Source organism: Serratia sp. JSRIV002 (assembly GCF_019968725.1).
Taxonomy (GTDB): Bacteria; Pseudomonadota; Gammaproteobacteria; order Enterobacterales; family Enterobacteriaceae; genus Chania; species Chania fonticola_B.
In genome coordinates, this window is sequence record NZ_CP074143.1 from 4,102,362 (window position 1) to 4,124,970 (window position 22,609).

18 protein-coding genes and 1 riboswitch are annotated in these 22,609 nt (G+C 55.1%); of the genes, 4 read left to right on the forward strand and 14 right to left on the reverse strand.

The features are described from left to right. Positions 1 to 27 precede the first annotated feature (27 nt). From KGP26_RS19255 to fabB, 7 genes are all read right to left on the reverse strand, one after another. Positions 28 to 3,171 carry an efflux RND transporter permease subunit gene (locus KGP26_RS19255; protein WP_223664452.1) on the reverse strand — a complete coding sequence of 1,048 codons (3,144 nt, stop codon included), beginning with the start codon at positions 3,169 to 3,171 and terminating at the stop codon, positions 28 to 30. Further along, positions 3,168 to 4,610: an efflux RND transporter periplasmic adaptor subunit gene (locus tag KGP26_RS19260; RefSeq protein ID WP_223664453.1), complete on the reverse strand. Its 1,443-nt coding sequence runs from the start codon at positions 4,608 to 4,610 to the stop codon at positions 3,168 to 3,170. The genes KGP26_RS19255 and KGP26_RS19260 overlap by 4 nt, the downstream gene beginning before the upstream one ends. Beyond that, positions 4,610 to 5,866 (reverse strand): TolC family protein, encoded by a 1,257-nt coding sequence (locus KGP26_RS19265; RefSeq protein WP_037375546.1) that lies wholly within the window; start codon positions 5,864 to 5,866, stop codon positions 4,610 to 4,612. The genes KGP26_RS19260 and KGP26_RS19265 overlap by 1 nt, the downstream gene beginning before the upstream one ends. Before the next feature lie 10 nt (positions 5,867 to 5,876). Then, a complete protein-coding gene (locus KGP26_RS19270; RefSeq protein WP_021806049.1) occupies positions 5,877 to 6,197 on the reverse strand; it encodes a copper-binding protein in 321 nt (106 codons plus the stop codon). A 70-nt stretch (positions 6,198 to 6,267) separates the two neighbouring features. After that, positions 6,268 to 6,696 carry a hypothetical protein gene (locus tag KGP26_RS19275; protein ID WP_094982011.1) on the reverse strand — a complete coding sequence of 143 codons (429 nt, stop codon included), beginning with the start codon at positions 6,694 to 6,696 and terminating at the stop codon, positions 6,268 to 6,270. A 192-nt stretch (positions 6,697 to 6,888) separates the two neighbouring features. After that, entirely contained in the window at positions 6,889 to 7,899 is a 1,011-nt protein-coding gene (locus KGP26_RS19280; protein WP_223664454.1) for a magnesium transporter, read from the reverse strand. A gap of 59 nt (positions 7,900 to 7,958) precedes the next feature. Continuing rightward, a riboswitch (M-box (ykoK) riboswitch) is annotated at positions 7,959 to 8,129 on the reverse strand. Positions 8,130 to 8,418: 289 nt separating this feature from the next. Beyond that, the gene (fabB, locus tag KGP26_RS19285) at positions 8,419 to 9,633 is read right to left on the reverse strand and encodes a beta-ketoacyl-ACP synthase I (protein WP_021806051.1); all 1,215 of its coding nucleotides are present in this window, start codon (positions 9,631 to 9,633) and stop codon (positions 8,419 to 8,421) included. A 170-nt stretch (positions 9,634 to 9,803) separates the two neighbouring features. Between fabB and mnmC the strand changes: the two genes are divergently transcribed. Further along, positions 9,804 to 11,825: a bifunctional tRNA (5-methylaminomethyl-2-thiouridine)(34)-methyltransferase MnmD/FAD-dependent 5-carboxymethylaminomethyl-2-thiouridine(34) oxidoreductase MnmC gene (gene mnmC / locus KGP26_RS19290; RefSeq protein ID WP_223664455.1), complete on the forward strand. Its 2,022-nt coding sequence runs from the start codon at positions 9,804 to 9,806 to the stop codon at positions 11,823 to 11,825. 42 nt (positions 11,826 to 11,867) lie between these two features. Here the strand turns inward: mnmC and KGP26_RS19295 are convergent, their stop codons facing one another. From KGP26_RS19295 to prmB, 6 genes are all read right to left on the reverse strand, one after another. Then, a complete protein-coding gene (locus KGP26_RS19295; protein ID WP_021806053.1) occupies positions 11,868 to 12,149 on the reverse strand; it encodes a YfcL family protein in 282 nt (93 codons plus the stop codon). 32 nt (positions 12,150 to 12,181) lie between these two features. Then, the gene (locus KGP26_RS19300; protein WP_024529154.1) at positions 12,182 to 12,727 is read right to left on the reverse strand and encodes an elongation factor P hydroxylase; all 546 of its coding nucleotides are present in this window, start codon (positions 12,725 to 12,727) and stop codon (positions 12,182 to 12,184) included. Between the two features lie 76 nt (positions 12,728 to 12,803). After that, positions 12,804 to 13,604 carry a sulfite exporter TauE/SafE family protein gene (locus KGP26_RS19305; RefSeq protein WP_021806055.1) on the reverse strand — a complete coding sequence of 267 codons (801 nt, stop codon included), beginning with the start codon at positions 13,602 to 13,604 and terminating at the stop codon, positions 12,804 to 12,806. Positions 13,605 to 13,709: 105 nt separating this feature from the next. Further along, entirely contained in the window at positions 13,710 to 14,537 is an 828-nt protein-coding gene (gene mepA / locus KGP26_RS19310) for a penicillin-insensitive murein endopeptidase (protein WP_021806056.1), read from the reverse strand. Positions 14,538 to 14,546: 9 nt separating this feature from the next. Continuing rightward, complete coding sequence (gene aroC / locus KGP26_RS19315) at positions 14,547 to 15,632, reverse strand: chorismate synthase (protein WP_021806057.1); 1,086 nt, start codon at positions 15,630 to 15,632, stop codon at positions 14,547 to 14,549. Between the two features lie 84 nt (positions 15,633 to 15,716). Then, entirely contained in the window at positions 15,717 to 16,649 is a 933-nt protein-coding gene (gene prmB / locus KGP26_RS19320; protein WP_021178614.1) for a 50S ribosomal protein L3 N(5)-glutamine methyltransferase, read from the reverse strand. Between the two features lie 182 nt (positions 16,650 to 16,831). Between prmB and smrB the strand changes: the two genes are divergently transcribed. From smrB to KGP26_RS19335, 3 genes are all read left to right on the forward strand, one after another. Continuing rightward, positions 16,832 to 17,362 (forward strand): endonuclease SmrB, encoded by a 531-nt coding sequence (gene smrB / locus KGP26_RS19325; protein ID WP_021806058.1) that lies wholly within the window; start codon positions 16,832 to 16,834, stop codon positions 17,360 to 17,362. 451 nt (positions 17,363 to 17,813) lie between these two features. Then, positions 17,814 to 19,916, forward strand: coding sequence for a filamentous hemagglutinin N-terminal domain-containing protein (locus KGP26_RS19330; RefSeq protein ID WP_223664456.1), 2,103 nt, complete (start codon positions 17,814 to 17,816; stop codon positions 19,914 to 19,916). A 160-nt stretch (positions 19,917 to 20,076) separates the two neighbouring features. Continuing rightward, on the forward strand, positions 20,077 to 21,738 hold the full coding sequence (locus KGP26_RS19335) for a ShlB/FhaC/HecB family hemolysin secretion/activation protein (RefSeq protein WP_223664457.1): 1,662 nt from the start codon (positions 20,077 to 20,079) through the stop codon (positions 21,736 to 21,738). A 56-nt stretch (positions 21,739 to 21,794) separates the two neighbouring features. On the opposite strand, the gene sixA is transcribed toward KGP26_RS19335, so the two are convergent. Beyond that, complete coding sequence (gene sixA, locus KGP26_RS19340; RefSeq protein ID WP_059201361.1) at positions 21,795 to 22,277, reverse strand: phosphohistidine phosphatase SixA; 483 nt, start codon at positions 22,275 to 22,277, stop codon at positions 21,795 to 21,797. Positions 22,278 to 22,609 lie beyond the last annotated feature (332 nt).

Consider the following 22,609-nt stretch of genomic DNA (forward strand, 5'->3'; position numbering starts at 1 on the left):
GGGGATTTACGCTCGTTATCGGTGAATTTACTCTACTTTCTCACCGGGTTTTTCATCCTTTCTGTGCAGCAACGAATACACCGCCGGGATCACCAGCATCGATAGCAATGGCGCACTCACCATGCCGCCAATCATCGGTGCGGCAATCCGCTGCATCACCTCTGAACCGGCACCACCGCCCCACATAATTGGCAGTAAACCGGCCATAATGGTCGCCACCGTCATCACCTTGGGTCTGACGCGCAACACCGCCCCCTCGCTAATTGCCGCCATCAGTTGCTGATGACTCAACGGCTGGCCCGGTTGACGATGTTTCGCCAGCGCCTGATTAAGGTACAGCACCATAATCACGCCAAACTCTGCCGCTACCCCGGCAAGGGCAATAAAGCCCACCGCCCCCGCCACCGACAGGTTGTAATCGAGCAGATACAACAGCCAGACTCCACCTATCAGCGCAAACGGCAGCGTCGCCATGATCAGCAGCGCATCGCTCACGCTGTTGAAGGTGACAAACAGCAACACAAAGATGATCGCCAGCGTCACCGGCAGCACAATCTTCAACTGGGCGCTGGCGCGTTCCAGATACTCAAACTGCCCGGACCAACTGAGGGAAACCCCGGCAGGCAGCTTCACCTGCTGCGCCACCACCTGTTGCATCTCCTCCACCGCCGATTTCAAATCGCGCCCGCGCAGATCGACATAGATCCAATCGGAAAGCCGGGCATTCTCGCTTTTCAGCATCGGTGGCCCTTCGGTGATGCGAATATCCGCCAGTTCTGCCAAAGGGACTTGCCCACCGGTCGCCGTCACCACCGGTAATTCACGCAGCTTTTGCAGCGAATCACGGATCTCCCTTGGGTAACGGACGTTGATCGGATAACGCGCGCGCCCTTCAATGGTTTCAGCGATGTTTTCCCCTCCCACCAACGTGGCAACCACTGATTGCAGCTCTTTCACCGAAACACCGTAACGCGCTGCACGCTGACGATCGATATCGATATCCACATAGCGCCCTCCGGCCAGGCGCTCCGCCAGCGCGGAAGTCACACCCGGAACCTGCTTCACCACCTGCTCAATCTGGCTGGCCGCCAGCTCGATATCGGCAATATTGCTGCCGTTGACCTTGATGCCTACCGGGCTTTTGATGCCGGTCGCCAGCATATCCAGACGGTTACGGATCGGCGGCACCCAGACGTTGGCAATGCCGGGCACCTTGACCACGCTGTCCAGTTCGGCCACCAGTTTGTCCATCGTCATGCCAGGCCGCCACTGGTCGCGGGGCTTAAAGCGAATGGTGGTTTCCAGCATGGTCAACGGGGCCGGATCGGTTGCCGTCTCCGCCCGCCCGGCCTTGCCAAAGACCGTGTCCACTTCCGGCACGGTTTTGATCAAGCGGTCGGTCAGTTGCAGAAGCCATGCCGCCTCGCGGGCCGAGATCCCCGGCAGCGTCGAAGGCATATACAGCAGATCCCCTTCGTCCAACGGTGGCATAAACTCGCTGCCCAGACGGCTGAGTGGGAATAAGGTCAGCACCAACAGCAGAGCGGAAATCCCCAGGGTGGTTTTAGGCCGTGCCAGCACCGCCGCCAGCAACGGCTGATACATGCGGATCAACCAACGATTGATCGGATTGGCATGTTCGTCCGGAATACGGCCCCGGATAAAATAGCCCATCAGCACCGGTACCAGCGTGATGCCCAACCCCGCCGATACCGCCATCGCATAGGTCTTGGTGAACGCCAGCGGCGCAAACATCCGCCCTTCCTGTGCCTGTAGCGAAAACACCGGGATAAACGACAGGGTGATGATCAACAGACTACAGAACAGCGCAGGGCCAACCTCAACCGCCGCCTGCTCTGAGATGTGCCAGTAATCTTTTGAGGTGGGCTGCTGGCCGGGATGACGTTGCCGCCACTGCTCCAGCACCTTGTGCATGTTTTCGATCATCACGATCGCCGCATCCACCATCGCGCCGATGGCAATGGCGATCCCTCCCAACGACATGATGTTGGCGTTAACCCCTTGATAGTGCATCACCACAAAGGCACCCAGGATCCCCAGCGGCAGAGTCACCATCGCCACCAGCGCCGAGCGGAAGTGGGACAGGAACAAGGCGCACACCACCGCAACCACCAGGAACTCTTCCAACAGCTTGAATGACAGCGTATCAATCGCGTGCTCGATCAGTTGCGATCGGTCATAAACCGGCACGATCTCCACGCCCGGCGGCAGGGTGTGCTGAAGCTGTTGCAGCTTGGCCTTCAGCGCATTAATGGTTTCCAGCGCATTCTTACCGTAGCGCATTACCACAATGCCGCCAGCCACTTCACCTTCACCGTTGAGCTCCGCCACGCCACGGCGGATTTCCGGCCCCTCACGTAGCTCTGCCACCTGCGACAGCAGGATCGGCACACCGTCGCGCGCAGTGATCACCACGTTATTAAAGTCGGCGAGTTTTTTCAGATAGCCGGAGGTACGCACCATATACTCAGCCTCCCCCATTTCCAGCAGCGCACCGCCGCCTTCCTGGTTGGCATCCTGAATGGCGCTCACCACCTGCTGATGGGTAATGTTCAGCGCCCGCATACTTTGCGGATTTAATATCACCTGATATTGCCGCACCATGCCGCCAACGCTGGCCACTTCCGCCACGTTAGGCACGGTTTTCAGCTCAAACTTGAGCGTCCAGTCCTGCAAGGCGCGTAAATCCGCCAGGCTGTGTTTACCAGTACGATCGACCAGCGCATACTCATAGACCCAGCCAACGCCGGTTGCATCCGGGCCCAGCGCCACTTTAACCTGTGGCGGCAGAGAGGACTGGACCTGGCTGAGTGACTCCAACACCCGCGAACGCGCCCAGTAAGGATCGGTACCGTCTGCAAACAGAATGTAGACATAGGCATCGCCGAACATGGAGAAGCCCCGCACCGTGCTGGCTCCCGGCACCGTTAGCATGGTGGTGGTCAGCGGGTAGGTCACCTGATCTTCTATTACCTGCGGCGCCTTGCCCGGATAGGTCGCCCGGACGATCACCTGCACGTCAGAGAGATCGGGCAGCGCATCCAGCGGCGCCTTCTGCAACGCCCATACGCCCCACCCGGCCAGCAATATCGAAGCCAGCAATACCAACAGGCGATTGCGTATCGACCAGCGGATCACGGAGGCGATCATTGGTGGCCTCCTTGCGGCATGATTTGGCTGATGTGCGAGCCGTTTTCATCCACGCTAAAATGGAACATCACCTTGCTGCCGATGCCAATCCCGGCGGGTAAGCCACCCGCTGGCAAGGTAAAATCCATGGTCATCGCGGGCCATTGCAACTCTGCGACCGGATCGTGCGACAGCGTGACGGTATCATTATCCACCGCCTCGACTACGCCCAGCGTCTGATACTGTTTTCCCCCCTCCTGCGTGGCCATCTGCGGCAAGGCGCTGCGCATGCTGGCTTCGGAATCAATCAGGAACTGGCCTGAAGTCACCACCTGTTGCCCGGCTTGCAGACCCTGTTTGATTTCTACCCAGCCGTCCTGTGCCAGGCCGGCGATAACATCAACCGGAGCAAAATGGCCGTTACCTTCCGCCACCAGCACCCGGTTGCGATCGCCACTGCCGATCAGCGCCTCCTGCGGGATAGCCAGCACCGGCTTGGCCCCGGCGTTTTGCGCCAGTTGCACCTGCAAATACATGCCCGGCTTCAGGCGCTGTTGAGGATTTTTCAGCACGATACGCGCTTTAAAGGTGCGGGTTAGCAGATCGACGTTAGGCAGCAGCTCGCTGACCTCCCCGGTGAAGCGTTCACCCGGCCAACTGGCGGAGCTGGCTGCCACCGCATCGCCAACCTGCAACAGCCCGGCCTGCGCCTGCGGATAATCAATCACCATCCACACCGGATCGAGACTGGCCAACTCAAACAGGCCCTGCGTTGCGGTAACCTGCATCCCTTCCCGTGCGTCCAGCTTGTTGATAAACCCACTCTCCGGGGCGGTAATGGTAATGCGGGTCTGGGGTTGGCCGCTGCGTTCAACCTGGCGAATGATGGCTTCAGGCATAAACTGCAATGCCAGGCGCTGGCGGGCGGCAGAGGTCAGTGCGCTATCGCCCAGTTTGCGGATCGCCAGGTATTCCTGCTGTGCAGCACTCCAGTCCGGGATCCATAGCTGTGCCAACGCTTGCCCTTTCTTTACCTGTTGCTGGCTGGCACGCACATAGAGTTTGTCTATCAGACCGTTGGCACGTGCGGCAATAACCTGCACGCCACGTTCATCGGTGGCAACGCTGCCATAGGCATCAAGCTGCAAATTCAGTTCACGCAGTTGTGCAGCCGTTGTACGCACACCCAGATTCTGCTGTTGGCGGGCGCTGATGGTGACACCACCGTCATCCTGCTGCTCATCGACATAGCGTGGCACCAGTTCCATATCCATAAACGGCGATTTGCCCGGCTTATCAAAACGCTGGCCTGGCACCATCGGATCGTACCAATACAGCACCTGCCGTTCGGCACCGCCGCTAGCAGGTTGCGCCGCAGTTCTTTCCCCGGCCAACCAGTAACCGCCCATAGCACCGCCCAATAAGGCGGCTAACAGCGTCAGGCTAAAACGCATTTTCATTACATTGCCTCCTGCACGGTGAGATAACGGATGGCTGCCCACAGCTGCGCCAATTCACGCGCAGCCTTACCGGCGCTCAGACGACTATCGAGCAAGGCCCGGCGCGCTTCCAACACCGAGGAGAGATCGCTTTTGCCACTGCGGTATTGCGCCAGTTGCAGTGCCACGCGCTGTTGTTGCAGTGGGATCGCTTGCTGCTGTTGACGCTGCCATTGCGCCTGTGCAGCCTGATACTGCGCCAACAGAGTATCTAGCTGGGCCTGATGGTCGCGGATCAATAACGTCAACTGATCGTTGGCCTCCATCGAACGGGAAACGTCGGCGGCATAGTCCTTATCCTGCCGCTGGGAGCGGAACAGCGGCAGATCGACGGTAAACATCACGCCCGCCATATCCTCATAGCCATCGGCCCGTTTGCCATACGATACTTCTATGCCCACGTCAGGAATGGCGGCCACCTCGGACTGCGCCGATCGCGCCTTGGCCACATCGGCCTCACGGCTGGCCTGCACAACTTCAGGGTGCTGTTTGATCGCTTGTCGCAACAGATTGCTCTCGGCGGGCAGGCGCTCGAAACGTGGCAACGGCCCACCGATCCCCTCAACCTGCTGCCCGGTCAACTGGGTCAAGCGCGCCTGGGCGATGGTGACGTCACGCTGCGCCTCGCTAAGCCGGTCCTGCATCGCCAACAGCGTCAAGCGAGCATCGATGACGTTAGCGGCGGGCGAACTGCCACTGGCCACTCCGGCATGTTGGGCGGCGATTTGCTTTTCACTTTCTTTGAGCAAAGCCGTGGCATCTTTCAGCGTCTGCTGGCTCAACGCCAGTTCCAACCAGGCCTGTGCCGTCTGCTGCTGCAAGCGGGCACGGATTGTCGCACTGTTGGCCTCGGTTTTACTGGCCTCGGCACGCAGGGTATCCGCCTTACGCTGGCGCTTGGTACTGCTGACGTAATCCTGCATGATGCCAACCCGCTCCATGGTCATCCCTTCACGGGTCAAACGCCGGGCGTTACCACCTTGTACCGGCACGTTTTCAATGCCGAATTTCAGCTTGGGATCGGGTAGCTCCATCGCCGAATCCGCCATGTTTTGCAACGCATTCACCTGATGCTGGTTGGCCGAGAGCTCGGCGGAATAGCGCTCGGCCGCCGCCAGCGATTGCTCCAACGTCAGGCCGGTTGCCTGCGCACTCGCCGTCCAACAGGCGAGCAGCAGCCAGCCCACCCGCAAGGGGTGAGAAAGTAGTCTGGACATGGTGCCCCCGTTAGTCTTGGCTGGCGCGGATGGCGGTCAGCTGATAGCCGCCGTCAACCTGACGGAAGCTGAACTCCACCGCAGTCCCGGCAGCCAAAGCAGGCAATGGCGGCTGTGGCTGAAGGAAATTCATGGTCATCGGCGGCCAGTTCAAGGCAGGGATGGCTGGGTGGGCGAGCGATACTTTCTGCTCACCCCAGGCCTTAACGGTCCCTTTAGAGTGATAGACGGCGACGTCTTGGCTGGCATGTTGGTGATGTTGCATCTCCGCAGCGGAGACGAATGAAGAGAACATCAGAGAGATGAAAACGGCAGTGATCAGATTACGCATAACGATAGCTCCATAGAATAGACAAAAACAACTCAGGTCACCGTGCTGGACGGCAAAGCGGTTGGTTTGGCTATTCACGGAAGCGGCAGAAGACGATCTCTGCCGGCGGGCCTGCTATCGGAGGGGTTTGCCAATCGAGGCGGGAGAACTGCGCCTGGGGCTGAGGATCGGCAACCAACAGCTCACTGTTGGCAGGTATTACTGCCGCCAGGGCAAGGCTACCGTGGTCTTGCTGTGCCGAATCTGGGACGCAGTGCTTTTCACACAGCGGCCCTTCGGCCTGCATCATCTCATTGGCTAGCGCATCGGCGGCCTGCATATGCATCGTATGCTGCGCGGCTGGCGCAACGGTGGTGAGTTGCAGGTTGCAGTGATGGCTGGCGATCGCCAGTTGGCTATTGAGCAGTAGCCAGCAGACGGCCAATAGCCATGCTGCAGCCCGCTTCTTGGCGAAGCGCAACCGGTGCATAGATATTGAGATGGACGCCAAAGCCGACATGCAAAAATTCCAGAGTAAGAAACCGTGCTGAGTATATCGGCAGAAAACCGTCACAGGAACGGAATTTACACCCGCTGACAAAGCCGCCTCGGAACGATCCTGTAAACTGGAAATGCTTTGATTTCAGTCAACTACGCTGCTTAAAAAATCCCGTTAATCATAGCAAAAACCGGCTTTCGCCGGTTTCCATGATTAATTTAGTCCCAAGGTCCACTGGGCTATTTTGAAGTAGATGATCAAGCCGGTGCCGTCTATCAGCGTAGTGATAAACGGGGCGGAGACTACGGCAGGATCCACACCGAAGCGTTTCAGTGCCATTGGGATCACGGAAGAGACAATCGCGGCCCAGAGCGTGATACAAACCAGGGTCAGGCTCACAATGAGCGTAATCTCATAGCCGATACCCATCATCCAGCCACGGAACGCACCAGCACAGGCCAGCGTTAACGCTATCATGACCGAAGTCGTCATTTCCTTGCTCAGTACGCGCCCCAAATCGCGCATGCGAACCTCTCCCAAAGCCATCGCTCGCACAATGGTGGAGGTGATTTGCGTACCGCTGTTACCACCTGTACCCACCAATAGCGGGATAAAGAAGGCCAGGGCAATCGCCGCTTCCAATGACTCTTCAAAATGCTGAATAACCGTGCTGGTATAAGCCTCGGCGACGAACAGCAATAGCAGCCATACGCTACGTTTTTTCCACAGCTCGAAGGAGCTCATTTCAAGGTAAGGCTTATCAAGCGGCAGGCTTGCCCCTTGCAAATGGGCATCCTCGGTGTTTTCATCCTCGATAATCTGCGCGATTTCGCGCTCGGTTAAGCACCCTACCAAACGGCCATTATCGACCACCGCCACAATATCTAAATTATTATTGTCCACCAGTTTGGCGATATGTTCACGTTCGTCCGTGGGCTTTACATGGAAGAAGGTGGTTTCCATCATATCCTTGATACGCTCGCCATTATGTTCTTCCTGCAATAAACGTTTAACAGAAAGAACGCCCACCAGTTTGGTGCCGTCTTCAATAAAGATTTGTGCGGGAATATCGTCGTTGGAAAGTTGGTTAACGAATATTTTCCTGGCTTCGCCAACGTAAAGATCTTGATGCAGAACAGAGACTTTCTTGTTCATATAACGCGCGATGGCGTCGTCTTCAAAGTTGGCGTTTTGATAAAGGTCTTGCAATACAACATGTGACATTCTAGATACTCCCGATTGAAAGATGGAGTCTCATAGAGGCGACAAGACAGGACAGCGAAAGCCGATCCCCACGTCTTGGGTTTAGCACTATACAACGTATCCCCAGGGGGAAGTTACCTTAGCAATGCCTTGATTCGGCTAATGCTTGTTTTACCCTTGGTGGCCTCTCTCGATGCCATTAGAGCGGTAACTTGTGTTCGTATAGGAGCCTCGCCATAACGAGATCGTAAAGCTAGATAAAGCGTGGGCATTATGACTGGTTTGATTATTCGTATAGGAGAAATGGTAATTTCGTTGAGGTATTATTTATTTTTTGGGACAAAAATTAACCGGGTTAATTTATTATCCTGTCAGGCCACGGCTAAATTAAACGAAAAAACGCTCGCCGTTTAAGTTATCTGCTGTCAGTTTTTTGATCTGAGAAATCTTAATTTTCACTGATATAAGGTATCGCGTTAAAAACGCATAAAAAAACGGGCACCTATTACGGTGCCCGATTGATAATAGAACGCCTTAGGCTTACTTCTGCAGTTTACGCATTACCAGCGTAGCGTTGGTGCCGCCGAAACCGAAGCTGTTGGACATGACCGTGGTCAGCTCACGCTTGGTTGGCTCGGTCACGATGTTCATCCCTGCCGCCTTCTCATCGAGGTTATCGATGTTGATGCTTGGCGCAATGAAACCGTGCTCGACCATCAGCAGGCTATAAATCGCTTCCTGCACGCCCGCAGCACCCAGTGAGTGGCCGGTCATGGCTTTGGTTGAAGAGATGGCCGGAGTGTTATCGCCAAAGACTTCGCGGATCGCACCCAGCTCTTTCACGTCGCCGACCGGCGTGGAGGTGCCGTGTACGTTCATGTAATCGATTGGTGTGTCTACGCCCTGCATTGCCATCTTCATGCAACGCACCGCGCCTTCGCCCGATGGAGCCACCATGTCGGCACCGTCTGAAGTGGCACCGTAACCGATGATTTCCGCATAGATATGTGCGCCGCGAGCCAGAGCGTGCTCCAACTCCTCAACCACTACCATGCCGCCGCCGCCAGCGATAACGAAACCGTCACGCGCTGCGTCATAGGTACGGGAAGCTTTTTCTGGCGTGTCGTTGTAGCTGGTAGACAGCGCGCCCATAGCGTCGAATTCGCAGGCCATTTCCCAGCACAGCTCTTCACCACCGCCAGCAAAGACGACGTCTTGTTTACCCAGTTGGATCAGCTCAACGGCGTGGCCGATACAGTGTGCTGACGTTGCGCAGGCAGAGCTGATGGAGTAGTTCACGCCACGAATTTTGAATGGGGTAGCCAGGCAGGCAGAAACGCCTGATGCCATCGCCTTGGTCACCATGTAGGGACCAACGCCACGCAGGCCTTTGGCGCGCATGCCGTCAGAACCCGCAACCTGGTTACGTGGAGAACCACCGCCGGAACCGACCACCAGACCGGTGCGATCGTTGGACACCTGATCGGCTGCCAGGCCGGAATCTTGAATCGCTTGTTCCATGGAGAGATAAGCGTAAACCGACGCGTCGCTCATAAAGCGCATCACTTTACGGTCAATCAGACCGGTAGTGTCGAGTTTGACATCACCCCATACGTGACTACGCATGCCGGAATCTTTCAGCTCCTGGGAGAAGGTGATCCCAGAGCGGCCTTCCTGCAGACTTGCCAGGACCTCCTGCTGGTTGTTACCAATGCTGGAGACGATTCCCAGGCCAGTAATCACTGCACGTTTCATTCAAGTACCTCTTCCACAATTTACATTCGGGATTTTGCAACGCACTTTAGCGTACAGATGTACGCCGAACAAGTCCGATCAGAATAATTTTGCATTATCTTTACCCAGTTTGCACCTCGGGGCTACCCCCGTTAAAATCGCGCTATCCCTTGAGTTACGAGCAACCTACCGTGAGCAATGCCCCCATCCAAACCGCAGCGTTAAGCTGGAATGAACAAGGTACACCTGTTTCGAAACAGTTTGATGACGTCTATTTTTCCAACCAGGATGGGCTGGAGGAAACCCGCTACGTCTTTCTGGGGGGCAACCGCTTGCCACAACGCTTCAGCGATCACCCTCGCTCACTGTTTATTGTGGCTGAAACCGGCTTCGGTACCGGGCTGAATTTTCTGACTCTGTGGCAGGCCTTTGCCCGTTTCCGCCAGGAGACACCGGCGGCGAGTTTGCAGCGTCTGCATTTTATCAGCTTTGAGAAATACCCGTTGCAGTTGGAGGATCTGGCGGCAGCCCATGCCCAATGGCCAGAACTGGCTCCCTTTGCCGATGAGCTTCGCGCCCAGTGGCCTTTGCCGCTGCCAGGGTGCCACCGCCTGCTGCTTGCCGAAGGGCAGATCACGCTCGATTTATGGTTCGGTGACGTCAATACCCTGTTGCCGCACTTTGATGCCAGCATGAACGATCAAATTGACGCCTGGTTCCTCGATGGCTTTGCGCCGTCCAAAAACCCCGATATGTGGAGCGAACCGCTGTTTGCCACCATGGCGCGTTTTGCTCGCCCAGGCGGCAGTTTTGCCACCTTCACTGCCGCAGGGTTTGTCCGCCGTGGATTGCAGCAGGCCGGGTTTGAGGTTACCAAATGCAAAGGCTTTGGCCAGAAACGCGAGATGCTCACCGGTCAGCTACCTGCCGGCACCCCGGCAAGCGTCAATCCAAGCCCGTGGTTCCTGCGCCCGGCAGCGGAGAATACCGACGATGTCGCCATTATTGGCGGCGGCGTAGCCAGTGCGCTCACCTCGTTGGCCTTATTGCGCCGTGGGGCCAGGGTGACCCTGTATTGCGCCGATGCACAGCCCGCAGAGGGCGCATCCGGCAATCGCCAGGGGGCGCTGTACCCGTTACTGAATGGCCGGGGCGATGCGTTGGAAAACTTCTTCTGCGCCGCCTTCCCCTTTGCCCGCCGCCAGTATGACGCCTTGCTGCAACAGCAGGTTGAATTCGATCACCAGTGGTGTGGCGTCAGCCAATTGGCCTATGACGAGAAGAGCGCGGGGAAGATCGCCAAGATCCTGGCCGTTGCCTGGCCGCACACTCTGGCACATCCGGCCGATCGCGCTACGCTTAGCACACTGTGTGGGGTCGATACGGGGTTTGGTGCCATCCACTATTCGCTCGGGGGATGGCTGTGCCCTGCCGACCTGACGCGTGCCGCGATTGCCCTGGCCGAACGGCAGGGATTGGTTTGCCACTATCTGCATACGCTTTCCGATTTGAACCGCCATGATGAAGGTTGGCAGTTGCATTTTGCTAAGGGAAAAACTCACCAACATGCGACGGTGATCCTGGCGAACGGGCACCAACTCACCACACTGGAACCTGGCGCCGCTCTACCGGCCTATGCGGTGCGCGGCCAGGTTTCACATATTCCGACTACGCCAATCTTAAGTGAATTAAAGCAGGTGCTTTGTTACGACGGTTACCTGACGCCGGTGAATCCTGGCAACCAGCAGCACTGCATTGGCGCCAGCTACCAGCGTGGTGAATCAGGCACTGAATATAGCCAGGCAGAGCAGGAAGAGAACCGCGATCGCCTGCTGCGCTGTCTGCCAGAACAGGATTGGCCGCAAGAGGTGGATATCAGTGGCCAGCAGGCCCGCTGTGGCGTGCGCAGCGCTACGCGAGACCACATGCCGATGGTAGGTGCCGTACCGGACTATCAAGCCACTCTGGCGCTGTATGGCGATTTACAGCAGCAACGCCAGCGCGGCGAAGCAATTGCCGATGCGCCAATGTATCCGGGATTGTTTATGATCGGAGCCTTGGGCTCACGCGGCCTGTGCTCGGCGCCGTTGGCCGCAGAAATTTTAGCGGCTCAGCTGTTTGGCGAGCCCTTACCGGGGGATAGCGAGATGTTGGCAGCGTTGAACCCAAACCGCATGTGGGTCAGGAAGCTACTGAAAGGACGAGAGGTATAGTTCACTTGAGGGGCCAGCGTGATGCCGTCCCCTTTAGAGCAATTACTCTGTCGGCAACGCTGTTTGATACAGGTTTTCCCACATGCCCAGCACCAGTACCTGATCCGGTGGGGAAAGTTCCCCGGCCTTGATGGCCTTGTCCAGGCTGCTCTGCACCCGCACCTTGAGCTGTTCGGCGCTGTGTTCGGCATGTTCTTCCGATTCCGCCACCGCCAAAGTCAGATGACCGCGCAGGTAGCCACCGGCAAACAGTTCATCATCGCTGGCGTGCTCTACCATGTCATCAATCAGCGCCAGAATGCGCGCTTCAAATTCTGCGATCATCAAATTTCCTCGTTAACAAACAGACTCTGGCCTCAGAGATCTTCCGGGTAGGGAAAATGCTCGGCCGCCAGCGGAGGCGTATTGTAAAACGATTGCAGCGCCTGAATAAAGCGCGCAGGTCGTGTGGGTATTCCCCGCTCCAGCAATTCCAGCACCCGGGTACGGACTTTACGCTGGAAACCAATGCGATCCGGCTCGCAGTCTCCACTGAGATTGTCGCAGCTGACGTTGAACGGGAAACCCGCCGCCACGCAGAACATCCACTCCAGCGCCTGCGGATTAATCTCGACCGCTTCGAATTCACTTTGCGTCTGGGCATCGCGCCCATCCGGGCAATACCAGTAACCGAAGTCCACCAGCTTGCGGCGTTCGGCCCCGGCGATGCACCAATGGGAAATTTCATGCATGCCGCTGGCATAGTAGCCGTGTGCAAAGACGATGCGGTTATAAGGCAGCTCATCATCGGCAGGCAGATAGATAGGCTCATCGTCGCCTTTAACCAGGCGGGTATTGAACTCATCGCTAAAACACTGATTAAAGATTTCAATCAGTTGCGGATACTGGTGTGTGTTTGGCATAAAAAAACTCAAATAACCACAAAATTAAGGAGGCCATTATAGCCGATATCTCTCGGCTTGCCGCCCCTTTGAAATGTTAAAAATGCAACGCCAACCATTGCTGGATTTCCGCCCCGTGATTGTCGTACAGCAATTTGCAGCTCATGATCAGAGACACTATCACGATCATCGGCCGGATCAGCTTCTGGCCCTTGGTCAGCACCATGTGCGCCCCAAGACGGGCTCCGAACACCTGCCCAACCAACATCACCAGACCAATGCTCCAGATCACTTGGCCGCCAATAATAAACAGCACCAGGCTGGCCAGATTGGAGGTGAAGTTCAGCACCTTGGCGTGGGCAGTTGCCTTAGCCAGGTTAAAACCGCACAGCGTCACATAGGCCAAGGCATAGAACGAACCGGCTCCTGGCCCGAAGAAACCGTCGTAGAACCCTACACAGCCCCCAGCTACCAGGCCAAAGGGTAACGCCCCCAGCCGACGCTGACGATCGTTTTCCCCCAGCCGTGGCGTCAGCAAGAAATAGACACCGATACCGATCACCAACAGCGGCAGCATCTGGCGCAGTATATCGGCACGCATATGCTGCACCAGGATCGCCCCGATCACCGACCCCACCAACGTCAGGAAGATGGTCAGCTTCTGGGTATTAAGATCGACAGCGCGACGGCGGACAAAGTACAGGCTGGCGGAAAACGATCCCCCCACCGACTGCAATTTATTGGTCGCCAGCGCCTGCGTGGGAGGAACGCCAACGGCCAGCAGAGCCGGTACGGTCAACAGCCCACCACCACCGGCGATCGAATCGATAAACCCGGCGAACATTGCTACCAAAAACAGTATCCCGAGCAATTCGGGACCTAACACCAGCCCATCCATAAGTCGTCTGCCTACTTTTTTATTTGCGCACTTATTATTTGCGCACACACTACGCCTTAAAACTCAAAAAATAAACGCCCCATTCGAGGCGTTTTTAGCAGGCTATCAGCGGTTGGCGAAGTGGCTATCCAGCAGCGCCTGACAGGTTGGCGGCAGCGGCGGCGGCTCCTTCTTGACCGGATTGGCATTCGGCTGATGCGGTTTGAACCAACTGGCCAACTCGGCACCACAGCCATCCCCCACCGGCGGCGCATCCTGATCCAGACACTCCAGGCTCCCCGCCGGGCAACGCAAGCGTACGTGCATATGCGCACGATGCCCAAACCAAGGGCGCACCTTATGCAACCAACCGCGATCGGCACCGGCATCCTGGCACAGACGCTGTTTGATCGCCGGGTTAACGAAGATCCGCGTCACTTCGCTGTCCTGCGCCGCCATCTTGATCAAGGATTCGATCTGCGGCTGCCACTGGCGATCCACTACCTGCTTACCGTCGCCAGAGACCAGATCGATCGGCTGCGGTTTCAACAGTTGCTGAGCGCTCCAGCGTTGGCGCGGCAGCTGCAACCAGATGTCCACGTCCAAACCGGATTGGTGGCTGGCGTGGCCGCTGCTGAAGCGCCCACCGGCCGGCATGGCCATATCCCCGATCAACACCGTGCCCAGTGCTTTCTGGTTGGCCTGGCTGCTCAGGCGTTGAATAAACGCCAGCAGGTCAGGATGGCCAAAATAGCGCCGTTGGTCGGTACGCATCACCTGATAATCCGGTGAATTCAGTGGCAACGGGTGCGCCCCGATGATACAGCCATTGGCGAAACCGCCAACGGCCTGCGCAGTGCCACTGACCGGGTGATCAATCTTTTGCCACGGCGTTAACGCCAAGGCAGAGCTGGAAGCGATCAACGCAGCGAAACCCAGCAGCCATTTTTTCATCGTAGTCCCTTACCAGCGTGGTACGTCGGAAATCACATCACCGTTTTGCGCACGCTGGCGCAGCAGATGATCCATCAGCACGATCGCCATCATCGCTTCGGCGATCGGCACCGCACGGATCCCGACGCACGGATCGTGGCGGCCACGGGTGACCATTTCCACCGCTTCACCCTGACGGTTGATCGTACGGCCCGGCACCATGATGCTGGAGGTCGGCTTCAGCGCCAGATGGGCAATCACTGGCTGGCCGCTGCTGATACCACCAAGAATGCCGCCAGCGTGGTTGCTCTGGAAACCTTCAGGGGTGATTTCATCGCGGTTTTCACTGCCACGTTTGGTGACTACGGCAAAACCGTCGCCGATTTCTACACCTTTAACCGCATTGATGCTCATCAGCGCATGCGCCAAGTCGGCATCCAGACGATCGAACACCGGTTCGCCCAACCCTACCGGGACGTTTTCCGCCACTACGGTCACTTTGGCACCGATGGAGTCGCCCTCTTTTTTCAGCGCGCGCATCAGTTCGTCCAGGGCTTCCAGCTTGTCCGGATCCGGGCAGAAGAACGGGTTCTGTTCAACCTGATCCCAATCTTTCAGCTCGCAACTCACATCGCCAATCTGCGCCAGATAGCCGCGCACCTGTACGCCAAACTTCTGCGCCAGATATTTTTTGGCGATAGCACCGGCGGCAACGCGCATCGCGGTTTCACGCGCCGAAGAACGGCCACCGCCGCGATAATCACGCACGCCGTATTTCTGTTCGTAAGTGTAATCAGCATGACCAGGGCGGAACACATCTTTGATCGCGCCGTAGTCTTGCGAGCGCTGATCGGTGTTTTCTATCATCAGGCCAATGCTGGTGCCGGTAGTGACGCCTTCAAATACCCCGGAGAGGATACGCACCTGATCCGGCTCGCGGCGCTGGGTGGTATAGCGCGAAGTGCCGGGGCGGCGGCGATCGAGATCGTGCTGCAAATCAGCTTCTGTCAGCGGAATGCCGGGCGGCACACCGTCTACGATACATCCCAGCGCCACACCGTGAGATTCACCAAATGTGGTGACGCGGAAAAACTGCCCAATACTGTTCCCTGCCATCACGGCTCCTTACCGTTGGTTGTCATCCCGTTCGCGTGCAAACGGGGCATACAGGCCCGCACTATGGTGAGCCCAGGTTGTTGGTTAGCTGCGGTAGAGGCTGAAATGCTCTTTGCAGTCAATCAGCTGCTGTTTGGTCAGCATGAATACGCCGTCCCCGCCGTTATCAAACTCCAGCCAGGTGAACGGAATATCCGGATATTGTTCCATCAGATGTACCATGCTGTTGCCCACTTCACAAATCAGCACGCCGTCATCGCTCAGGAAGTCTGGCGCACAGGCCAGAATGCGGCGCACCAGCTTCAGGCCGTCGCTGCCTGCGGCCAGGCCCAGTTCCGGCTCAAAGCGGAACTCTTGCGGCAGGTCAGACATATCTTCCGCATCGACATACGGCGGGTTGGTGACGATCAGATCGTATTGGATCGCGGGGACGTCACGGAACAGATCGGAGCGGATCGGGATCACCTGGTGTTCCACGCCGTGCGCCTGAATATTTCGCTCGGTCACGGCCAGCACGTCGGTGGAGATATCTACCGCGTCCACTTCCGCTTCCGGGAAGGCATAGCCGCAGGCGATAGCGATACAGCCACTGCCGGTACACATATCCAGGATATGGCGTGGCGGATGTGGGATCAGCGCGCTGAAGCGATCGTTGATCAGCTCACCAATCGGTGAACGCGGTACCAGCACGCGCTCATCGACATAGAACTCCAGATCGCAGAACCAGGCTTTATTGGTCAGGTAAGCAACCGGGATGCGCTCGTTGACACGGCGGATCACTCGCTCAACGATGCGGTGACGCTCGCTGGAGGTTAAACGCGCAGTGCGCATATCTTCAGGAATATCCAACGGCAGGAACAGGCTGGGCAAGACCAATTGCACGGCTTCGTCCCACGGGTTATCGGTTCCGTGGCCATAGTAGATATTGGCGGCGTTGAAACGGCTTACGGCCCAGCGCAGCATATCCTGAATGGTGTGCAGCTCATTCACTGCTTCTTCGACGAAAATTTTGTCCAATTTGCCCTCCGGCAGGCACGATGATTCATGATTTAGCCCCGTAGTTTGCCATGAAGCCTGCGACAAATCAGCAGCAATAGCAGCGTAGCAGCATTCTGGTTGGCATTCAGTGCCAGTTTTGCGTCGACAGAAACCTTCGAGCAGGTAAACTAGCGCGATAAATGATAGGCGACGAGCGAATAATGAAGAATAAGCCCCCTCTGAGCAAAGATGAATTATTGCTCTTTAGAGAGTCGGTAGCGGGAGCAAAGAAGCTGCCGCAGGACACCATCGTCCACCCAAAACCGAAAATGAAAACCAAACAGATCGCGCCGCAGCGCCTGTTGCAAGAGCAGGTGGATGCCAGCTTTTACTTTTCCGATGAGTTTCAACCGCAGTTGGAAGATGAGGGCCCAACGCGCTATGTGCGTCCCGGCTACAGCCACTATGAGTTGAAGAAACTGCGCCGCGGAGATTACGTGCCGGATCTGTTCCTGGATTTGCATGGCTTGACGCAGATGCAGGCCAAGCAGGAGCTAGGGGCGATGATCGCCGCCTGCAAGCGTGAGCACGTGCATTGTGCCTGCGTGATGCACGGCCACGGTAAACACATCCTCAAGCAGCAAACGCCGCTGTGGCTAGCGCAACATCCGGACGTGCTGGCGTTCCACCAGGCTCCCAAAGAATGGGGCGGTAACGCAGCCATACTGCTGTTGATCGAACTAGCCGAATAGCGAAATAAAATGGCACTTGGCGGTGCCAAACAATCCGCAGTGACGGTGTCCAAAAGGGGCCATGAGTTGGGAACCACCTTGACGAAATAGCCCCTACCAATCCTGGCAAAAACTTAAGTCCCCTCCCCAGTACCCTATCCACTTAAATACACCAAACGCCTGTAAGCTGGGATTTCAAATAAAACATTTGTTTTAAATATGCTTAAAACAAAAATCATTGATGTGATTTAAAATTTACGAGAATGATCCTGTATTAACGCCAAAAAGTAGACAAGGGGAATATTGTCAGTAGAATGCGCATTTTGTTATACGTAGATAAAGCGTATACATTGTTATGCGCAGTTAATAACTGCTACAAATAGCCGCATCGCAAATATAGCACCTTAAGTTAATCAAATAATAGTATATACCACCTGCACAACTTGGGGATGATCCCTCATGGTTGACAGAAATGAAGTTAGCTGCAAAGCCTTTTTCCACCAGTTCGGCTATCAATATTGATAGCCTTTGCATTTCAAATATTATAGGAAATAATATTATGACCCTAAAAAACAAACAGAAGCCGTTTCTTGCCAAACTTTCGCCAATTTGTTTCTTTAGCCTGCTGGCCTTACAGGGAGTCACCGTTACCCAAGCCGCTATCGTTTCCGCACCAGGTGGCCCATCGCTCGGTGCCAGCTCCATCAAAGGCGGTACGGTTATCGAGATTAATAAGCCCGGCAGAGGGGGCGTTTCTCACAATATCTATAACCAGTTTGACGTAGACCGTGGTGGAGTGGTGCTAAATAACAGCGCACAAAACTCGACGACCCAGGTGGCGGGTGCCATTAACGGCAACAAGAATATGGCCAAAGGGGCCGCTAACGTTATCCTCAATGAAGTCAACTCCGCTAAAGCCAGCCAACTCAACGGGATGATTGAGGTAGCAGGCCAGAATGCACAGGTTATTATTGCCAACCCATCGGGGATTACCTGTAACGGCTGCGGTTTCATCAACGCCAATCGTGCGACCTTGACCACGGGCAAGGCCTCGGTGGCTAATGGGCGCGTCCTCGATTACGTTGTCAACAAAGGTAAAATTACCATTACTGGCGATGGCTTGCAGAGTTCCAGCGCCAACTATACCGATTTAATTGCCCACACCGTTGCCATTAACGCCGACGTGCAGGCTCAGGATCTAAGGGTCACTTATGGCCAAAACCGCGTTAATGTCGACAACACCAAAGCCACCCTGCTCTCTGCTGCTCGTCAGTCTGGCATAGGTCTTGACGTTTCCAACCTGGGCGGCATGTACGCCAACAAAATTACGCTGATCGGTACCGGGAATGGCGTGGGTGTAAATAACGCTGGCACCCTCGCCGCTTCTGTTGGTGATGTGACCATGAACATGAATGGTTCACTCACCAATAAGGGGACTATTTCTGCCCAAAAAGATCTCAGGGTGGTATTGACCCCCAGTAACAACAATACATACGTAATAAACAGCCCAGATGGTTATCTTGAAGCGGGCAATGATATTGATATTAAAAGCTCTTACGTGAGAAACATCAAAGGGACCATGGCGGCCGATGGCAATATCAACATCGACATTTCCGCAGCCTCATCTTCAAATGTAGGGGTTGATAATGATAATGGTGAACTCAGCGCTGGAAAGGGGATTACGATTAGCACCAAAGGATCCTCAATCAAAAACAGCAGCGGTATCATCAGTGCCGTGGACGATGTCACCCTGGACGCCAAGTATGGTGTGAATAACTACGTGGGTAGAATTGTATCAGATGTCGGTGGCGTGACGGTTAATACCGCTAACACGCTCTTCAACGACAGAGGGATTATTGAGGCTAACTGCTGCGTGACGCTGAATGCCTACAAGATAAGCAGTCAATATGGCCTCATCCAAACCAAGGATGACGTTGTTATCAACGTCTCATCCGAACTGAATAACACCCAGGGTGAAATCCTGGCAGAAGGCAACATAGCTATAAAAGCGTCAGAGATTAAAAGCAACTCAGGTAAAATCATGGCTCAAGAAGCCTTGAATATCGACGCCGCTCGTCTGGTTAATAGTGCTTATCACAATCCGACCCAAGAATACGGAATATTCAGCGGTGGTGACATGAACCTAAATTTAAGCTCCTCACTCAATAATGAGTATGGTGTCATCGCTTCTCAGGGTGATATCACCATTATCTCTAAGTATCTCATAGCCAATAAGCATGGGCATATTGGGAGCGATAAAAACATCACGCTGACTGCGGCCAACATTGGCAATCACAATGGCAATATGATTGCTGGCGAAAATCTGGTGGTTAATGCCTCACGTTTAGATAATGGCTCATCGGCCAGCACTGCTGGAAACATTGAGGCCGGTGATACTTTAGAGATCAACATGAAGCGCGGCCCGCTTTCCGGCGGTCAGCAGGTCGATGGCAGCTTCTATAATCAAGGGACCTTGGCTGGCAAAAACAAGATCAAGGTCAGTACTGATGGGAAATTCAGTAATTACGGCAAACTGATCTCAGACAATACTGTAGAAATCCATAGCAAGCGCTAATCCAGTGCTAATGCTGCCCCCCTATCACATCTATTCATCGCGAGATAGCTAATTACAAGCTGATAGCCATGTTAACAATGGCCATCAGCTGTTTTTCTTTTTTTACCTATATCCATACCGCGTCTGATTTAAGAAAAATCATATTAATAAGGAAGTTAACATGCGTTTTCGCTCTCCCCATGCTTGGCTATTGCTTATTCTCACCCCCTTGGTTCAGGCAGCTGAAAATGGCCAGTTTATTGAGCAGCAAATGAGCCACCAGCAGGAACAGGAAAAAGCACGCTACAACCAATTGGAAACCGTAGGTAAAGACGTGCGCTCCGCCGGCAACGCTGGACTAAGTACCCACATTGACTTTCCTGAAGAACAACCCTGCTTCACCATTCAACGGGTTGAACTGAATAAGGACAACAAGATCCCTCATTGGATACCCTTGCACAAACTGACAGAACAAGCACAAGGGCGCTGCCTGGGGATCCAGGGGGTGAAAACGCTCGCAACTGCCTTACAAAATGACCTGATTGGGCATGGCTATATCACTACCAGAGTAATGATCCCCCAGCAAAATTTGACCGAAGGGCTTCTCACCCTGGAGATCCTGCCCGGCACCATTGGCAACGTCAGGCTAACCGATGACAGCGATAAGTACGTCAACTTGCACACCACCTTCCCTGGCAGCCAAGGGGATCTGCTGGATCTGCGTGCTATTGAGCAGGGGTTGGAAAACATGCAGCGCATTCCTGATGTCGTTGCCAATATTTCACTCCACCCAGGCAAGCATGCGGGTGAATCCGACCTGGAAATCACCCGTGAACAACCCTCATTCTGGCGTTTGGGCGGTTGGCTGGATGACTCAGGCAGTAAACAAACCGGCCGCTATCAAAGCGGCCTGGCTTTATATATTGATAACCCGACCTCGATGAACGATCTGTTCTACGTTTCTGCCGGTCGTGATTTGCAGTTCCAATCGACCCGTCATGCTAATAATGGCTCGTTGTACTACTCGGTGCCCTACGGCTTTTGGTCAGTGGATTTATATGCCAGCCGCAGCGAGTATTTGCAAAATATCCATGGTATCTATACCGATTTTTCCTACCGCGGCAAATATCGCAACCTTAGCTTAAAAATCAATCGCCTCTTGTATCGCAACGCGAGCCAAAAAAACACGCTCAGCTTTCAAGTCCTCAGGCGTAACTCACATTTTTATCTGAACGATACGGAACTGCAGTTGCAAAAGCGTAATATGGCCAACTGGAGCATTGAGTTCACTCATCGCCACTACGTCGGCCAATCTATTGTCGATGCCATGTTGAGCTATCAGCGTGATACCGCCTGGTTTGGTGCCGAAAGGCCGGTGGACAGCGATCCGTCAAGCCGCATCGTCAACCTGGATATCAGCACCTATACGCCATTTACTGTGCAAGATCTCTCAATGAGTTATCAATCCCGCTTTCGCCATCAATACAGTCCGGACCGCCTGACCACTCAGGATCAATTCAGTATCGGTAACCGCTGGACCGTACGTGGTTTTGACGGTGAAATGAATATGATGGCCAACAAGGGTTACTCCCTGCGCAATGACCTGAACCTGAACCTGCCAAGACTGGAGCAGCAGTTATACCTGGGTATGGATTATGGCCGGGTGAAAGGAGACGGTAGTAACGACTTTGCCGATGGCCACCTGCTCGGTAGCGTCGCCGGTATTCGAGGAAAGGTAAAAGCGGTCGGTTATGACGCCTTCGTCGGGGTGCCGCTGTCCAAGCCGGATAATTTCGCCACCAGCCCGGTCAATCTCGGCTTTACGTTACAGTGGCAATTTTGAAGACGTTAATGACAAAGGGCGATGTTTATCATCGCCCTTTGAGGGTGGGAACAAGCTCAGACCTTGGCCATCACCTGTGACGGGCTGACCTGCCATTCAAACTTGCCGATGCTGCCATCCTCGGACAGCTCGACATTAGCGATGGCGGAGGTAGCAAACATTGGCGGGCATTCCCCAGGGCACAGTTCGGCCACCAGATAACCCACCAGCGGTAGATGGGAAACCACTAACACCGCACCGATGCCTTCTTTCGCCAGCGCCTGCAGATAACAGCTCACCAGCCCAGCGTCGCCCCCAGGAGTCAGCTCCGGCAGCACTTCTTCACCTTCCGGCAGCGTTAACGCTTCGCGTACCGTTTCCAGCGTCTGCTCGGCCCTCAAATAGGGGCTGACCAGCACTCGTTCAATATCCACAGACTTGGTGTTCAACCAGGCCGCCATCTGACGTGACTCATCACGGCCACAAACGGTAAGAGGCCTTACCGCATCGCTGGCTGCATCGAGTGCCGCCTCTCCGTGACGCATAATCAAAACTTGCATATTGCACCGCTGTTGTTGACAAAATAACGCTATACAGAAACGCCGAGCGTGCTGTATCGCCGAGTTGAACTCAAGAACACAGGCCTGCTTCAAACGATAACGCGCCGTCTCTCTATGGCGGCCGGGCATTTTGCCTGAAAGTTCGCGTAAAGAAAACGCTGTTTTTTACAACATTTGCGCCCTTACACAAATTCATCGCTGACATAACAACCAATTCAACGGGTTAAATTTTAACCTTGTTGCTATGAAGTTTTGGGAGCGCTGAGTGAGCCACCCACCAAAACGCTACGTTACCCCTCCCCAATCTCCCTGTACAGCATCCGGGATTGCCC

What these genes read in the sequence shown, in the direction of transcription:
- KGP26_RS19255 (WP_223664452.1), bottom strand. Translation starts at nt 3,171, where the DNA reads ATGATCGCCTCCGTGATCCGCTGGTCGATACGCAATCGCCTGTTGGTA.
- KGP26_RS19260 (WP_223664453.1), bottom strand. Translation starts at nt 4,610, where the DNA reads ATGAAAATGCGTTTTAGCCTGACGCTGTTAGCCGCCTTATTGGGCGGT.
- KGP26_RS19265 (WP_037375546.1), bottom strand. Translation starts at nt 5,866, where the DNA reads ATGTCCAGACTACTTTCTCACCCCTTGCGGGTGGGCTGGCTGCTGCTC.
- KGP26_RS19270 (WP_021806049.1), bottom strand. Translation starts at nt 6,197, where the DNA reads ATGCGTAATCTGATCACTGCCGTTTTCATCTCTCTGATGTTCTCTTCA.
- KGP26_RS19275 (WP_094982011.1), bottom strand. Translation starts at nt 6,696, where the DNA reads ATGTCGGCTTTGGCGTCCATCTCAATATCTATGCACCGGTTGCGCTTC.
- KGP26_RS19280 (WP_223664454.1), bottom strand. Translation starts at nt 7,899, where the DNA reads ATGTCACATGTTGTATTGCAAGACCTTTATCAAAACGCCAACTTTGAA.
- fabB (WP_021806051.1), bottom strand. Translation starts at nt 9,633, where the DNA reads ATGAAACGTGCAGTGATTACTGGCCTGGGAATCGTCTCCAGCATTGGT.
- KGP26_RS19295 (WP_021806053.1), bottom strand. Translation starts at nt 12,149, where the DNA reads ATGATCGCAGAATTTGAAGCGCGCATTCTGGCGCTGATTGATGACATG.
- KGP26_RS19300 (WP_024529154.1), bottom strand. Translation starts at nt 12,727, where the DNA reads ATGCCAAACACACACCAGTATCCGCAACTGATTGAAATCTTTAATCAG.
- KGP26_RS19305 (WP_021806055.1), bottom strand. Translation starts at nt 13,604, where the DNA reads ATGGATGGGCTGGTGTTAGGTCCCGAATTGCTCGGGATACTGTTTTTG.
- mepA (WP_021806056.1), bottom strand. Translation starts at nt 14,537, where the DNA reads ATGAAAAAATGGCTGCTGGGTTTCGCTGCGTTGATCGCTTCCAGCTCT.
- aroC (WP_021806057.1), bottom strand. Translation starts at nt 15,632, where the DNA reads ATGGCAGGGAACAGTATTGGGCAGTTTTTCCGCGTCACCACATTTGGT.
- smrB (WP_021806058.1), top strand. Translation starts at nt 16,832, where the DNA reads ATGAAGAATAAGCCCCCTCTGAGCAAAGATGAATTATTGCTCTTTAGA.
- KGP26_RS19330 (WP_223664456.1), top strand. Translation starts at nt 17,814, where the DNA reads ATGAAGTTAGCTGCAAAGCCTTTTTCCACCAGTTCGGCTATCAATATT.
- KGP26_RS19335 (WP_223664457.1), top strand. Translation starts at nt 20,077, where the DNA reads ATGCGTTTTCGCTCTCCCCATGCTTGGCTATTGCTTATTCTCACCCCC.
- sixA (WP_059201361.1), bottom strand. Translation starts at nt 22,277, where the DNA reads ATGCAAGTTTTGATTATGCGTCACGGAGAGGCGGCACTCGATGCAGCC.